Annotated in this window: 13 protein-coding genes; 9 read left to right on the top strand and 4 right to left on the bottom strand. The window is 60.9% G+C overall.

Annotation, left to right across the window (positions count from 1 at the left end):
* Nucleotides 1-91: 91 nt before the first annotated feature.
* From ACS5RD_RS14970 to ACS5RD_RS14960, 3 genes are all read left to right on the top strand, one after another.
* Nucleotides 92-739, top strand: coding sequence for a TetR/AcrR family transcriptional regulator (locus ACS5RD_RS14970; protein ID WP_082351802.1), 648 nt, complete (start codon nucleotides 92-94; stop codon nucleotides 737-739).
* A gap of 63 nt (nucleotides 740-802) precedes the next feature.
* Nucleotides 803-1,942: an efflux RND transporter periplasmic adaptor subunit gene (locus ACS5RD_RS14965; RefSeq protein ID WP_489931384.1), complete on the top strand. Its 1,140-nt coding sequence runs from the start codon at nucleotides 803-805 to the stop codon at nucleotides 1,940-1,942.
* Between the two features lie 10 nt (nucleotides 1,943-1,952).
* Nucleotides 1,953-5,267, top strand: coding sequence for an efflux RND transporter permease subunit (locus tag ACS5RD_RS14960; protein ID WP_489928078.1), 3,315 nt, complete (start codon nucleotides 1,953-1,955; stop codon nucleotides 5,265-5,267).
* A 376-nt stretch (nucleotides 5,268-5,643) separates the two neighbouring features.
* On the opposite strand, the gene ACS5RD_RS14955 is transcribed toward ACS5RD_RS14960, so the two are convergent.
* The 3 genes from ACS5RD_RS14955 to fabD form a co-directional block, all read right to left on the bottom strand.
* Nucleotides 5,644-5,877 (bottom strand): acyl carrier protein, encoded by a 234-nt coding sequence (locus ACS5RD_RS14955; RefSeq protein ID WP_054008607.1) that lies wholly within the window; start codon nucleotides 5,875-5,877, stop codon nucleotides 5,644-5,646.
* 169 nt (nucleotides 5,878-6,046) lie between these two features.
* Nucleotides 6,047-6,784, bottom strand: a complete 738-nt coding sequence (gene fabG, locus ACS5RD_RS14950; protein WP_489928077.1) for a 3-oxoacyl-[acyl-carrier-protein] reductase — start codon at nucleotides 6,782-6,784, stop codon at nucleotides 6,047-6,049.
* A 101-nt stretch (nucleotides 6,785-6,885) separates the two neighbouring features.
* On the bottom strand, nucleotides 6,886-7,815 hold the full coding sequence (fabD, locus tag ACS5RD_RS14945) for an ACP S-malonyltransferase (protein ID WP_489928076.1): 930 nt from the start codon (nucleotides 7,813-7,815) through the stop codon (nucleotides 6,886-6,888).
* 102 nt (nucleotides 7,816-7,917) lie between these two features.
* Here fabD and ACS5RD_RS14940 point away from each other — a divergent pair, with 102 nt between their 5' ends.
* From ACS5RD_RS14940 to ACS5RD_RS14915, 6 genes are all read left to right on the top strand, one after another.
* Nucleotides 7,918-8,337 carry a PACE efflux transporter gene (locus tag ACS5RD_RS14940; RefSeq protein ID WP_054008659.1) on the top strand — a complete coding sequence of 140 codons (420 nt, stop codon included), beginning with the start codon at nucleotides 7,918-7,920 and terminating at the stop codon, nucleotides 8,335-8,337.
* A gap of 162 nt (nucleotides 8,338-8,499) precedes the next feature.
* The gene (rpsF, locus tag ACS5RD_RS14935; RefSeq protein ID WP_054008604.1) at nucleotides 8,500-8,955 is read left to right on the top strand and encodes a 30S ribosomal protein S6; all 456 of its coding nucleotides are present in this window, start codon (nucleotides 8,500-8,502) and stop codon (nucleotides 8,953-8,955) included.
* A gap of 29 nt (nucleotides 8,956-8,984) precedes the next feature.
* Nucleotides 8,985-9,212 carry a 30S ribosomal protein S18 gene (rpsR, locus tag ACS5RD_RS14930; RefSeq protein WP_054008603.1) on the top strand — a complete coding sequence of 76 codons (228 nt, stop codon included), beginning with the start codon at nucleotides 8,985-8,987 and terminating at the stop codon, nucleotides 9,210-9,212.
* Nucleotides 9,213-9,224: 12 nt separating this feature from the next.
* Complete coding sequence (rplI, locus tag ACS5RD_RS14925; protein ID WP_489928075.1) at nucleotides 9,225-9,809, top strand: 50S ribosomal protein L9; 585 nt, start codon at nucleotides 9,225-9,227, stop codon at nucleotides 9,807-9,809.
* 204 nt (nucleotides 9,810-10,013) lie between these two features.
* Nucleotides 10,014-11,342, top strand: coding sequence for a calcium-binding protein (locus tag ACS5RD_RS14920; protein ID WP_489928074.1), 1,329 nt, complete (start codon nucleotides 10,014-10,016; stop codon nucleotides 11,340-11,342).
* 197 nt (nucleotides 11,343-11,539) lie between these two features.
* Nucleotides 11,540-12,481, top strand: coding sequence for a DMT family transporter (locus ACS5RD_RS14915; RefSeq protein WP_489928073.1), 942 nt, complete (start codon nucleotides 11,540-11,542; stop codon nucleotides 12,479-12,481).
* On the opposite strand, the gene ACS5RD_RS14910 is transcribed toward ACS5RD_RS14915, so the two are convergent.
* Nucleotides 12,452-13,198, bottom strand: a complete 747-nt coding sequence (locus ACS5RD_RS14910; protein WP_489928072.1) for a hypothetical protein — start codon at nucleotides 13,196-13,198, stop codon at nucleotides 12,452-12,454. The two genes, ACS5RD_RS14915 and ACS5RD_RS14910, sit on opposite strands and share 30 nt — an antisense overlap.
* Between the last annotated feature and the right edge of the window lie 45 nt (nucleotides 13,199-13,243).

Here is a 13,243-nt window from a genome sequence, read left to right as displayed (position 1 = left end):
AGCCGCAGATGGGTGGCAAGCCCGCGCCGGACGAGATTTCATCGCGCACCTGTGATTCATCTTGACCGTGCAGGTGCAGAAATGATAATGAATGAACGTTCATTCCGATAGATGCGATACCCTGATGCTGCAAACCACCGAAACACCTGCCGATGCACGCGTGGCCGAGATTTTGGCCGCAGCCCGGCAGGCTTTTGCCGAAAAGGGCTTTGACGGAGCCTCAATGCAAGACCTCGCCCGCGCGGCTGGGATGAGCGTGGGGAATTTCTATCGCTACTTTGCCTCAAAGGCTGCCATCGTACAGGCGTTGATTGCGCTTGATCTTGAGGAAATGGCCCGAGACTTCCAGCCGATTTTCGCCTCGGATGACCCGATTGCAACGATGCGGCAACAGGTGCGCATTAAACTGGTCGAGCACCAATGCAACCATGACGGCGCGCTCTGGGCCGAAATCACCGCGACCGCCCTGCGCAAGCCCGAAATTGGCGTCGCTTGCGGTCTGATGGAAACCACGATTGCTGACTACTTGATGCAGGCTTTTGCCGCAGCCACCGGTCTGAGCCTGGAGCAATCCCGCGCGCGATTTGCCGCCCATGCGGCCCTGATCGTGCTGTTGGTGAAATCTTCGGCGATGATGCCGCAGCAAGATGAGACTCTGCGCAACGATCTGAATGCATTGATCCTGCGTATCATTGACCAAACTCTTGATGAAGTTGCCGCCAGCGGCGCGAAAGGCTGACCCATGACGACCTCCCGTTTTGTTTTTGCGCTTATTGCCCTGCAAACGGTCTCAGCCAGCCCGATGCGGGCCGACAGCGCTGAAGCTGCCATTCCAGAGGTCCCTGCAGCGACCGCGCAAGTGCTGCCTGCGATCACGGTCTCGGCGGTGGAAACCCGGCATCTGCGCGATGTGGTGCTGGCCTCGGGGCTGGTGGCGCCGCAGGAAACCATTCAAGTCGCCCCTTTGATTGAGGGCCAGCCGATTGAAGCCCTGCTTGCCGATGTCGGCGACAAAGTGACGGCGGGGCAAGTGCTGGCGCGGCTGTCCACCTCGACGCTTGATCTGCAAAAGGCGCAGCTTGCGGCATCCTTGGCGGCCGCCAAGGCCCAGATCGCCCAAGCGCAAGCGCAGGTGATCGCGGCGAACTCGTCCGCCGCTGAGGCACAGCGCACGTCAGACCGCACCGCGAAGCTGAAAGCCCAAGGCTCGGCCAGCCAAGCGGCAGCGGATACCGCCCTTGCTGGGTCAGTCTCGGCGCAAGCGCAGGTTTCGGTGGCGGTGCAATCTTTGGAGGCCGCAAAAGCGCAGCAGACCTTGGTCGAGGCGCAACTGGCCAATGTTGATCTGCAACTCGCGCGCACCGAAGTCACAGCACCCTTCGCGGGGGAAATCACCGCCCGCAATGCGCAACTGGGCGCGATTGCTTCGGCTGCTGGCCAGCCGATGTTCACCCTGATCCGCGACGGGGCGCTGGAGTTGCGCGCCGACGTCGCCGAGGCCGATCTGACCCGGCTGATGGTGGGGCAAACCGCTGATCTGCGGCTGGTGGGCATGGCGAAACCTTTGACTGGCAAGATCAGCCTTGTGGAACCGAGCATTGACGCGGTGACCCGTCTGGGCCGGGTGCGGATTGCGATTGATGACGCCAGCGCCGTGCGCCCCGGCATGTATGTTGAGGCCAGCATTCTGGTGCATGAAGGCGATGCGGCGGCGGTGCCGATCACGGCAGTGAAATCCTCGGGCGGCAAAACTTCGGTGATGCTGGTGGAAGGCGCTGTGGTGTCACAGCGCATGATCACCGCAGGCGTGCGCGATGGCGGCTGGATCGAAGTGCTGGACGGGCTGAAGATTGGCGACGACGTGGTGACCAAGGCGGGCGCCTTCGTGCGCGACGGCGATCATATCAACCCGGTGGTGGCTGCGGCCACCGACACCAACTGAGGGCACGGCAATGAACTTTTCAGCCTGGTCGATCCGCAATCCGCTGGCCCCGATCCTTGCGTTCTTCATCCTGATGGTGCTGGGCTGGCAGTCGTTCAACGCGCTGCCGATCACCCGGTTTCCGAACATCGACGTGCCGGTGATCGCCGTCACCGTCACTCAGGCGGGCACAGCCCCCGCCGAGATGGAAACCCAAGTCACCAAGATCATCGAAGACGCGGTGGCGGGCATCACCGGGGTGAAAAACATCACCTCGACCGTGGTGGATGGCCAATCCACTTCGGCGGTTGAGTTTCGCATCGAAGTGCCGACTGACAAAGCCTTGCAGGATGTGAAAGACGCCGTGGACCGGGTGCGGGGCAAGCTGCCCGCGGCGGTCGACACGCCGAAGATCACCAAGATCGACGTTGAAGGCAACGCGGTCATGACCTTCGCCGTCTCGGCCCCCGATATGACCATCGAGGAAGTCTCGTGGTTCGTTGATGACGTGGTGGTGCGGGGATTGCAGGGCCGCCCCGGCGTGGGCCGGATTGACCGCTTTGGCGGCGCGGATCGTGAGATTCTGGTGGCGCTGGACCCGGTGAAGCTGAACAGCTTTGGCATTTCAGCGGCGGCAGTGAACGCACAGATCCGCGCGACCAACACTAACCTCGGCTCTGGCCGGTCCGAGATTGGCTCGGGCGAACAGGCGATCCGCACCTTGGGCGATGCGGGCACCGTGCAGGGCTTGGCCAGCACCACGATTGCGCTGCCATCGGGGCGGCATGTGCGGCTGTCTGATCTCGGTGATGTGCAAGACAGCTATAAGGAGCTGCGCAGCTTCTCGCGGCTGAATGGCGAGCAGGTCGTGACCTTCTCGGTGTTCCGCGCCAAGGGCGCATCCGAGGTTTCGGTGGCCGAAACCGTCAATCAGACGCTGGACCAGATCCGCGCCGATCATCCGAATGTCGGCATCAAGCTGGTCGATGAGACGGTGTTCTACACCTATGGCAACTACGAATCCGCGCTGAGCACTTTGTTTGAGGGCGCTTTGCTGGCGGTGCTGGTGGTGCTGGCCTTCCTGCGCAACTGGCGCGCAACTTTGATCACCGCTGTCGCCTTGCCGCTGTCTGCGGTGCCGACGTTCTGGGTGATGGATTTGCTGGGGTTCTCTTTGAACCTGGTGTCGTTCTTGGCGGTGACCCTCGCGACTGGTATCCTTGTCGACGATGCAATTGTGGAAATTGAGAATATCGCCCGACATATTCGCATGGGCAAATCCCCCTACCGCGCCGCGATTGAAGCCGCCGATGAGATTGGCCTCGCCGTGATGGCGACCACCGCGACGATCATCGCGGTATTCATGCCAGTGTCGTTCATGGGCGGCATACCGGGGCAGTATTTCCGACAATTCGGCCTGACGGTGGCGATTGCCGTGGCGTTCTCGTTGCTGGTCGCCCGTCTGATCACCCCGATGATGGCGGCTTACCTGATGAGCGCCAAGGATGCCAATGTCGGCCACCACGAAGGCGCGCAAGATGGCTGGTTCATGCGCAACTATCTGCGGCTGGTGACATCTACCACCCAAGGCGGCCTGCCGCTGCCGTTCCTGCCGAAAAGAAAATCCGGCAAATTCCGCCGCTTCCCAGCCTATTACTTCACCCTGATGACGGCGATTGGCGTGCTGATCGTATCGATCTATTTCATGGTGCAAGTGCCGGGCTCGTTCCTACCGCCAGAGGATGTCAGCCGAATTTCGATCTCAGTTGAACTGCCGCCGGGCTCGACCTTGGCGGAAACCGACAAAACCACCGCCGAAATCCGCGACCACATTAAGAATGTGCCATGGGTCGAGAACGTGTTTGTCATCGGGGGTGCCTCGCCAAAGGGCGATCTCGATGTGCGCCGCGCCTCGGTGACGGTGACTTTGGTGAAACTCGATCAAAGCCTGCTGCTGAAACTGTCGCAACTCGGACGGCGGATCCCCATTTTGGGGATGCTGGTGCCCGAAGTGGAAAACCACGGCCGCACCGTGCCGCAAAACGTTATTGAGGCCGAGATTTTCGACAGCCTCGCGACGGTGCCCGACATCCGCGCCTTCAAACTGAATGACCGCGGCGAGCGCGACATTGCCTATTCGATTCTGGCAAGCTCCGAGGCCGATCTGAACACCGCCACCTCGGCGCTGGAATCCGCGCTGCGGGCCGAGCCTTTGCTCGCCGAGGTCAGTTCCGAAGGGGCATTGCCGCGCCCCGAGGTGCAAATCACCCCGCGTGCCGAAGAAGCCGCGCGTCTGGGCATCACCACTCAGGACATCGCGACCACAGTGCGGGTGGCAACGATTGGCGATCTCGATGTGTCGCTGGCCAACCTCGCCATCGACAACCGCCTGATCCCGATCCGGGTGCAACTGGCCAATGCCTCACGCGAAGATATGAACCGCATCGCGGCCACCAAATTGACCACCAACACCGGGGCCACCGTGCCGCTGTCTGCGGTGGCTGATATCGTGATCGGCGAAGGCCCTTCGGTGGTGAAACGGCTGAATCGCCAGCGGCAAGCGACGATTGGGGCATCGCTGCCCGTAGGTGTCGCGCTCGGCACCGCCAGCACGCGTCTGGCCGAGATCGTCAAGGCCACCAAACTGCCTGCTGGCGTGGTGGTGAAAGAATCCGCCGATGCCGAGGTGCAGACCGAACTGTTCGCAAGTTTTGGCAAGGCGATGCTGATGGGCCTCATGCTGGTACTGACCGTGCTGATCCTGCTGTTCAAATCAGTGATCCAGCCGTTCACCATCCTGCTGTCGTTGCCCTTGGCGATTGGCGGCGTGGCGGCAGCGCTGATCCTGACCAATTCGGCTTTGTCGATGCCGGTGCTAATCGGGATATTGATGCTGATGGGGATCGTCACCAAAAACGCCATCCTGCTGGTGGATTTTGTGATCGAGATGCGCCGACACGGCATGGGGCGTCTGGAAGCGATCATCGAGGCCGGGCACAAACGCGCGCAGCCGATCGTGATGACCTCGATTGCGATGTCGGCGGGGATGCTGCCCTCGGCGTTGGGTGTGGGTGAAGGCGGCGCGTTCCGCGCGCCAATGGCCACGGCGGTAATCGGCGGGATTATCGTCTCCACCGTGCTCAGCCTCGTGGTGGTGCCGTCGTTCTATCTGATCATGGACGACCTTTCCCGCCTGATCGCGCGGCTGTTCCGGGGCATCATCGGACCGAAAGAGGTGGAATTTGAACCTGCCTCGCCAGAAGTGCTGGAAGCCCGGATCGCCGCGCTGGAGGCAGAGCAAAACGATAAACTACTGCAACGCATGCCGGGGCTGGCAGCGGAGTGACCTAGAACCAGCGGCGGTCTCGGGTGGCATCGAGCCACCACGCGACCGCTGCTGCCGCTGTCTGGTTCTAAGCTGTTGCTTTGAGTATCAACGAGGGAGCCTCCGGCGGGAGTATTTTAAAAAGAGCAACTGCAAAGAACCGGAGTGTTTTGATGGCCTGTCATAGATAAGGCGATCTTAGGCGTTGCTCTTTTTAAAATACTCCCGCCGGAGGCTTCGTCATGTCCGTTCCGCTGTCCCGTCAAAAATCAACCGCGCCAGCCGGGTGAGGGTGGCTCGATGCCACCCGAGACCGCCCCGTCCTAAGATCCCCCCTTACCACGAAAAACAAAAAAGCACCCCGCAGGGTGCCTTTCCGTTTGATCTGCAAATGCGATCAGGCAGCGGAGGAGATGAACTTCACCGCGTCGCCGAAGGTCTGAATGGTTTCAGCCGCATCATCCGGGATCTCGATGCCGAATTCTTCTTCGAAGGCCATAACCAGCTCGACGGTGTCGAGGCTGTCAGCGCCCAGATCATCAATGAACGAGGCAGTCTCGGTCACTTTTTCTGCTTCGACGCCCAAATGCTCGACGACGATCTTCTTCACACGATCAGCGATGTCGCTCATGTTCTTTCCTCATATCGTTTAGGGGTCGCCCCCGGTCTTTTGCCTGCCCTTGCGGGCGCTCTTTCCTGCATCGGCAGGCACCAAAAGCGATGGCCTCTGGCGTATTCTTGCGCGCCTATAGCAAGGGCGCGCGCATTAGGCAAACGGTTTCAAACCGCTTCTAGCGGCCTTATGACATATCACCGCCGCCGTTGATATGCAGTGTTGTTCCGGTGATATAGGCGGCCTCTTGTGATGCCAAATAGAGCACACCTGCGGCGACTTCCTGCGGTTTGCCCATCCGGCCTGCGGGGACACCGACCAGAATCTTTGCGCGCTGTTCATCGTTCAGCTTTTCGGTCATCGGCGTCTCGATCAGGCCGGGGGCCACGCAGTTCACCGTGATGTTGCGGCTGGCAACCTCTTGGGCGAGCGACTTCGACATCGCCAGAGTGCCAGCTTTGGCAGCGGCATAATTCGCCTGCCCCGGATTGCCGGAATGGCCCACCACCGAAGTGATGTTGATGATGCGGCCCCAGCGCCCCTTCATCATGCCGCGCAGCGCGCCGCGCATCAGCCGGAACGTCGCGGTGAGGTTGACGTCGATCACCGATTGCCATTCCTCATCCGACATCCGCATGAACAGATTGTCGCGGGTGATCCCGGCATTGTTGACCAGAATATCAACGCTGCCCATCGCCGTTGTCGCCTGCTTGATCAACGCGTCCACCGCCGCAAGGTCGGAGAGGTTGCAGGGCAGCACATGCGCCCGCTCGCCGAGCTCGGCCGCCAGCGCCTGCAACGGTTCCAGCCTTGTGCCGGATAGGCCCACGGTTGCCCCCGCCGCATAGAGACTGCGGGCGATTTCGCCGCCGATCCCGCCCGAAGCGCCGGTCACCAGCGCGCATTTTCCTGTCAGATCAAACATGTTCTGTCCTTTCAGAGGCGAAACCTGCTTCGGCATCGCCGTTTATCCAAATCGCCGCCGCCTGAAAGCCGGGCCACGATTTTTCTCAAAAATCGTCTGGCTCAGCCCTTGGCCGCCAGCACATCTTCTGGCGTTCCAACCGTCCGCGTCATGGCCCCGGATGCCGTGCGTTTGATCATGCCGGACAAAGCCTTGCCTGCGCCGATCTCCCAGAACTCGGTGACGCCTGCGCCTTCCATCCACAGCACAGATTCGCGCCAGCGCACCGAGCCTGTGACCTGTGCGACCAACAAAGCCCGGATGCGGTCTGGCTCAGTCACGGCTTCGGCGCGGACGTTGACCACGACGGGGAGTTTCGGCGCCGAGATCACCACGCCTGCGAGGGCTTCGTTCATCACGGCAGCGGCGGGTTGCATCAGGGCACAGTGGAACGGGGCAGAAACGGGCAGCAGCAGGGCGCGCTTCGCACCTTTGGCCTTGGCGATCTCCAATGCCCGCTCGACGGCGCCGCGGTGGCCTGAAACCACGACTTGCGCCGGGTCATTGTCATTGGCGGCTTGGCAGACCTCGCCTTGTGCAGCTTCGGCGGCCACTTCCGTCGCGGCGGCGAAATCGAGGCCCAAGAGTGCTGCCATAGCGCCCACACCCACAGGAACCGCCTCTTGCATCGCCTGCCCGCGTATCCGCAACAGCCGCGCGGTATCGGACAGTTCCAGCGAGCCCACCGCACAGAGTGCAGAATATTCACCCAAGCTATGCCCGGCCACGAACGAGGCCGACTCAATCCCGATGCCTTCGCTTTCCAGTGCCCGCAGCGCAGCGATAGAGGTTGCCATCAGCGCAGGCTGAGCATTTTTCGTCAGCGTCAGGTCTTCAATCGTGCCTTCCCAGATCAGTCTGGACAGCTTTTCGCCCAAAGCCTCATCAACCTCATCAAACACGGCTTTAGCGGCGGGATAGGCCTCGGCCAAAGCCCGGCCCATGCCGATGGTCTGGGCACCCTGCCCCGGAAATACGAATGCGCGGCTCATCTGGCCCTCCCTTTTCTTCCCTTTGGCTTACCCTGCGAAAGTCCTTCGTGCAACGTCTTGCCCGATCTTGACTTGCCCGCGCGCGGATTCCACACAGGGGCCATGACCCCAACCCTGCGCAAAATCCTCTACGCCGTCAGCTTTGAGACGCTTGGAGTCGCGGTGGCGACCCTAGGCCTCTTGGCGATGTCAGAGGCAAACGCCACCCAATCGCTCATCCTCTCTGCCATCACCGCCACCATCGCGATGGGCTGGAGCATGGGCTTCAACGCGCTGTTTGAGGCATGGGAGGCGCGGCAGACGACCAAGGGGCGCAGCCTTGCCCGGCGTTCGGTCCATGCACTGCTGTTTGAGGGCGGCCTCGTCATCCTTGTGCTTCCGCTCATGGCGTGGTGGCTTCAGGTCGATCTGTGGACGGCGCTGCAATATGAGGCCGGGTTGATCCTTTTGTTCATCATATATACCTACGTTTTCACCTACAGCTTCGACCGCATCTTTGGGCTGCCGCAATCCGCGCGCTAAATCCGCCCGAGGCCGCTTGCTGCGCTTGCATCCCCACTCGTTTGCTCTATAAGCCCCCAATCTTTCCGCATTTCCACGTAACGGCGCAGGCTCTCGTGGACGGGCCGCGGAAAGTGTTTGCCCGTCCTATGAAATGCGCCACATAGACAGATCGGAGCACACATGCCGCTTTACGAGCATGTTATGATCGCGCGTCAGGATCTTTCCAACGCGCAGGCTGAAAGCCTCATCGAGCACTTCTCCACGGTTCTGGCCGACAACGGCGGTAAAGTTGTCGAGCATGAATACTGGGGCGTCAAGACGATGGCCTACAAGATCAACAAAAACCGCAAGGGCCATTACGCCTTGCTGAAAACCGATGCACCCGCTTCGGCAGTTCTGGAAATGGAACGCCTGATGCGCCTGCACGATGACGTCATGCGCGTGTTGACCATCAAGGTTGACGTCCATGCAGACGGCCCGTCGGTTCAGATGCAAAAGCGTGACGAGCGCGAGCGCGGAGATCGCCCCGAGGGTGGTTTTGGCGGCGAGCGTCGTGAGCGTCCGTCCTTCGGCGACCGTCCCGACCGCGGTGGTGACCGTGGCGAGCGTCCGTCGTTCGGCGGCCCGCGTCGTTGATCCCCAGCCTCAGGAAAGGAGCCTAAACCATGGCGAACAAACCGTTTTTCCGCCGCCGCAAGGTCTGCCCGTTCTCGGGCGACAATGCACCGGCAATCGACTACAAAGACACGCGCCTGCTGCAACGCTATGTATCCGAGCGTGGCAAGATCGTGCCGTCCCGTATCACCGCAGTCTCGGCTAAGAAGCAACGCGAACTGGCTCAGGCCATCAAGCGCGCCCGCTTCCTCGCCCTGCTGCCCTATGCCGTGAAATAAGGAGCACCAGATATGCAAGTGATCCTGCTTCAACGTGTGGCCAAGCTTGGCCAAATGGGCGAAGTCGTCAACGTCAAGGACGGCTACGCCCGCAACTTCCTGCTGCCGCAAGGCAAAGCACTTCGCGCAAACAACGGCAACATTGCCCAGTTTGAAGTGAAGAAAGCTCAGCTGGAACTCACCAACCTGGAAACCCGCAAAGAAGCCGAAGCTGTCGGCGAAAAGCTGGATGGCCAGACCTTCGTGATCATCCGTTCAGCTTCCGATTCGGGCGCTCTCTACGGCTCCGTCACCACCCGTGACGCAGCCGATGCGGCTATTGCTGACGGTTTCACCGTCAACCGTGGCCAAATCGTGCTGGATCGTCCGATCAAAGAGCTTGGCGTGCACACCGTTTCGGTGATCCTGCACCCGGAAGTGACCGTGAAATTCAGCCTGAACGTCGCACGTTCGGTTGAAGAAGCGGCCCTGCAAGCTTCGGGCAAGTCGATCCAAGAACTCGCAGCCGAGGCAGAAGCCGAAGCCGATTTCGAAATCGCCAACCTGTTCTCGGAAATGGGCGCTGCCCAAGACGGCGAAGACCTGACCCGCGACTAAGCTGGTTTGGGCATAGCCTGCAAAACTTTAGAAACCGCGTCGGAGCCTCCGGCGCGGTTTTTTCTTGACCGATTTTCAGATTTAGCCTCAATTTAAGGCCGTGATGATCGGCAGAGCCACCGAGATCGGGCGAATATCGGCCCATTGATCCGGCAGCAGACCATAATTCCTGCCCAATACACGCATTTTTCAGGAGATTTCAGTATGGCCACCACAGGCGACGACTTGATCTACGGCGGCGCGGGAAATGACACGCTGTATGGTCTTGCAGGCAATGACATCATTTATGCGATGCAAAACGACGACATAATCTATGGTGGGCTGGGTGACGATGCCATTGAGACCGGCTCGGGCGATGACACCGCTTATGGCGGTGCTGGCGATGATGCGCTGGTCAACGACGGCGGCAATGATGTGCTTTATGGTGGCAACGGCAATGATCTGATCGTGCTGGGCGATCTGGTCTATGGCAGCGCGGGCACGGCTTACGGCGGCGCGGGCGATGATACGATCACCGTCACCCAGACCCAGAACGCAGCGGTTTTTGGCGGCGCGGGCATCGACACCTTGTTGCTATCTTGGCCCTCGGTCTTCACCGATGACGCGGTTTCGGTGGACTTCCGCACTGGTTTTGCCTCGGCCACCGATGGCTCGCATTTGAATTTTGTCGGGATGGAGCAGTTGTTTCTGCTGGCAGGCTACGGCGATGACACGGTGATTGGCGGCGCGCGCGATGATGTGCTGCATGTCTCGGGCGGTGCCAACCGGGTCAACGCGCTGTCGGGTGATGATACCGTTGCCTATATCATCACCGGCGTTGCCAACACGCTGAACGGCGGCGGCGGCGCTGATGTGCTGTTGGCGCAAAGCGATAACTCGCCGCTGTATTTCATTGTTGATGGCGCGAATGGCCGGGTTGATGACGGCAGCCTGTCGGTGATCACCGGCTTTGAACGCTATGAGGCGCGTGGCGGGTCGCTGGCCGACATCGCCAGCCTTGGCGCGGGCGATGATACCTTCCGCGGCGGTGGCGGCAATGACACTGGCTTTGGCATGGGTGGTCAAGATCTGCTGATGGGCCTCACCGGCGATGATGTGCTGTATGGTGGCGGCGGCAATGACACGCTTTATGGCGGTGCGGGGCATGACACGCTGGCTGGCGGCGACGGCAATGATGTGATCAACGGCGGCAAAGGCCAGGATCTCCGCACGGGGGGTGCTGGCGCGGATGTGTTCGTGTTCGGCCTGACCGAGGACAGTCTCGACACCATCACCGATTTCACCAGCGGCGAGGATCATATCCGCTACGCCGGCGCGGGCATCGGCATTTACGCGCCCGACCTTGGCCCGCTCGACCCTGGCGATTTGCAGATCGGCGGCAGCACCAGCACACCGGGGGTGTTCGTGCTGCAATACGACAGCAACACCGACACCAGCGATCTGTTGTGGTCGGATACCGGCAACGGGGCCTATCTGCTGATGCGATTTACCGGCAACGTCAGCATGGTCGCTTCGGATATCATCCTGTTCTAAGGCTGGATTGCAGCAAGCCCGGTCGGGCAAAACCCGCGCGAGATCGCAACCCTGCTGCCGATCATCGGGTGCTGGCGAAGACGGCAGCACCTGCGCCGCGATCTGATCGCCCTCGCCGATCAACCGCTCACCGCTTTTGATCAAACCATGTCGCAAATCGAACAGCCGAAGCCCTGCGCCCGCCCTAGCTTGCAAAAATGACCCGCAAAACCACCTCTCTCGGTATCATCTACCTGATCGCCGGTATCTCGGTGTTTTCGGTGCAGGACCTGATTCTGAAGCTGATCTCCGGCGGCTATCCTTTGTATCAGGCGATGCTGATCCGGGGCTTCACCTCCATCCCGTTCCTTCTGGCTTTCGCGCATTTTGATGGCGGCATCCGCACCCTGTTCACGCCGGGCGCGCCAAAGATGATCCTGCGCGGGCTGGTGATGTTTATCGCATACTTCAGCTTTTACATCGCCCTCGCTGGCCTGCCCTTGCCCACAACTGTCGCACTCTACTACTCCGGCCCGCTGTTCATCACCGTGCTGTCCGTGCTGTTCCTGTCCGAAAAAGTCAGCGCCGCCGCCTGGGCCGCCGTTCTCACCGGATTTCTCGGCGTGATCATCATGGTGCGCCCCGGATCGGATTTGTTTGACTGGGCGGCCTTGCTGCCAATCCTGTCAGGCCTGACCTATGGCATCTCGATGATCGCCGCCCGCAAGATGGGCGACACCCAGACCGCAGCAGCACTGGCGTTCTGGGGCAATGCGGTGTTCTTAAGCTGCGCGGGTCTGATGGCGCTGTATTATCGCGATGGCAGTCACACCGTCACCAGCCACCCCAGCCTCGCCTTCCTCACCCGTGGCTGGATCACCCCCACTGCGCCAGACCTCGCCCTGATGATGACCTGCGGAGTCGTCGCCGCAATGGGCCTATGGCTGCTGACGCAAGCCTACCGCATCGCGGCAGCCTCCACCGTCGCACCGTTCGAGTATCTTGGCCTGATCTGGTCAGTGCTGTGGGGCTGGCTGTTCTGGCGCGACTGGCCGGATGCGCAAGGCTGGCTTGGCATCGGCATCATCGCAGGGGCTGGGCTGTCCGTGCTGCTGCAAGAACGCCGCAGATCACCCCAAAGCGCCGAAGCGGTCGTGTAGCCTGCCCACATGCCCCGCAAGTTTAGCCGACTTGCCCCACTGATCCAACAAATCCTCCCACCGCATCGGCACGAAGCTGACGGTGTCGCCCGTCACCAGCTTGGCAAACTGCGCCACCTCGCGGCGGTGCAATGCGATGCGTTTGGGGTCAACGGGTTTGCCCGATGCCCAATTCGCAGGTTCAGCATAGAGATACACCAACACGCCGCCAACCGCCCGCTTCTCGGCCCGCGTCAGAATGGCATAGGCGGATTTGATCAATTGCACGGCGTCCAGGGTCTGAAACCCGGCCTCACCCGCCACCATATCATCGCGCAGCTTGGTGAAGCGCGGCAGCTTTTCACCCCAGACTGGGCGATCAAAAATCTCGGCAAAGCCATTGGCCTTCATCGGGCGAAACGGCTCATACCGCCGCGCTTCGATGCCGATCAGCGTGGTGTGGGTTTCAATCGCGACATCCAGCCACGGATGCCGCCCGCCCGTCCACGGAAACCGCATCTCGGCCTCTAGCGTCACCGACGCCACCTGCCCCGCTGGCACCCCCGGCAAAGGTGGCAGATCCTGCGCGCGGTTCAAAAACCAGCCAAACGCGTTGGCAGTCAAAGCGCTAGAGGATTCCGGGCCATCCATCTTGCCCGTATTGACCTCATGCCCCGGTGAACGTTTGAGGCACTCTAGAATCCCTTCAACGGGCAGATCGGGCAAGAATTCGGGCATCATAGCCTCCGGTTCAGAAAGAAAAGGGCCGCCCCAAAGAGGCGG

This window comes from Cypionkella sp. PAMC25878 (genome assembly GCF_058135695.1).
This window is presented reverse-complemented; position numbering and strand designations above follow the sequence as displayed.

What these genes read in the sequence shown, in the direction of transcription:
- ACS5RD_RS14970 (WP_082351802.1), top strand. Translation starts at nt 92, where the DNA reads ATGAACGTTCATTCCGATAGATGCGATACCCTGATGCTGCAAACCACC.
- ACS5RD_RS14965 (WP_489931384.1), top strand. Translation starts at nt 803, where the DNA reads ATGCGGGCCGACAGCGCTGAAGCTGCCATTCCAGAGGTCCCTGCAGCG.
- ACS5RD_RS14960 (WP_489928078.1), top strand. Translation starts at nt 1,953, where the DNA reads ATGAACTTTTCAGCCTGGTCGATCCGCAATCCGCTGGCCCCGATCCTT.
- ACS5RD_RS14955 (WP_054008607.1), bottom strand. Translation starts at nt 5,877, where the DNA reads ATGAGCGACATCGCTGATCGTGTGAAGAAGATCGTCGTCGAGCATTTG.
- fabG (WP_489928077.1), bottom strand. Translation starts at nt 6,784, where the DNA reads ATGTTTGATCTGACAGGAAAATGCGCGCTGGTGACCGGCGCTTCGGGC.
- fabD (WP_489928076.1), bottom strand. Translation starts at nt 7,815, where the DNA reads ATGAGCCGCGCATTCGTATTTCCGGGGCAGGGTGCCCAGACCATCGGC.
- ACS5RD_RS14940 (WP_054008659.1), top strand. Translation starts at nt 7,918, where the DNA reads ATGACCCCAACCCTGCGCAAAATCCTCTACGCCGTCAGCTTTGAGACG.
- rpsF (WP_054008604.1), top strand. Translation starts at nt 8,500, where the DNA reads ATGCCGCTTTACGAGCATGTTATGATCGCGCGTCAGGATCTTTCCAAC.
- rpsR (WP_054008603.1), top strand. Translation starts at nt 8,985, where the DNA reads ATGGCGAACAAACCGTTTTTCCGCCGCCGCAAGGTCTGCCCGTTCTCG.
- rplI (WP_489928075.1), top strand. Translation starts at nt 9,225, where the DNA reads ATGCAAGTGATCCTGCTTCAACGTGTGGCCAAGCTTGGCCAAATGGGC.
- ACS5RD_RS14920 (WP_489928074.1), top strand. Translation starts at nt 10,014, where the DNA reads ATGGCCACCACAGGCGACGACTTGATCTACGGCGGCGCGGGAAATGAC.
- ACS5RD_RS14915 (WP_489928073.1), top strand. Translation starts at nt 11,540, where the DNA reads ATGACCCGCAAAACCACCTCTCTCGGTATCATCTACCTGATCGCCGGT.
- ACS5RD_RS14910 (WP_489928072.1), bottom strand. Translation starts at nt 13,198, where the DNA reads ATGCCCGAATTCTTGCCCGATCTGCCCGTTGAAGGGATTCTAGAGTGC.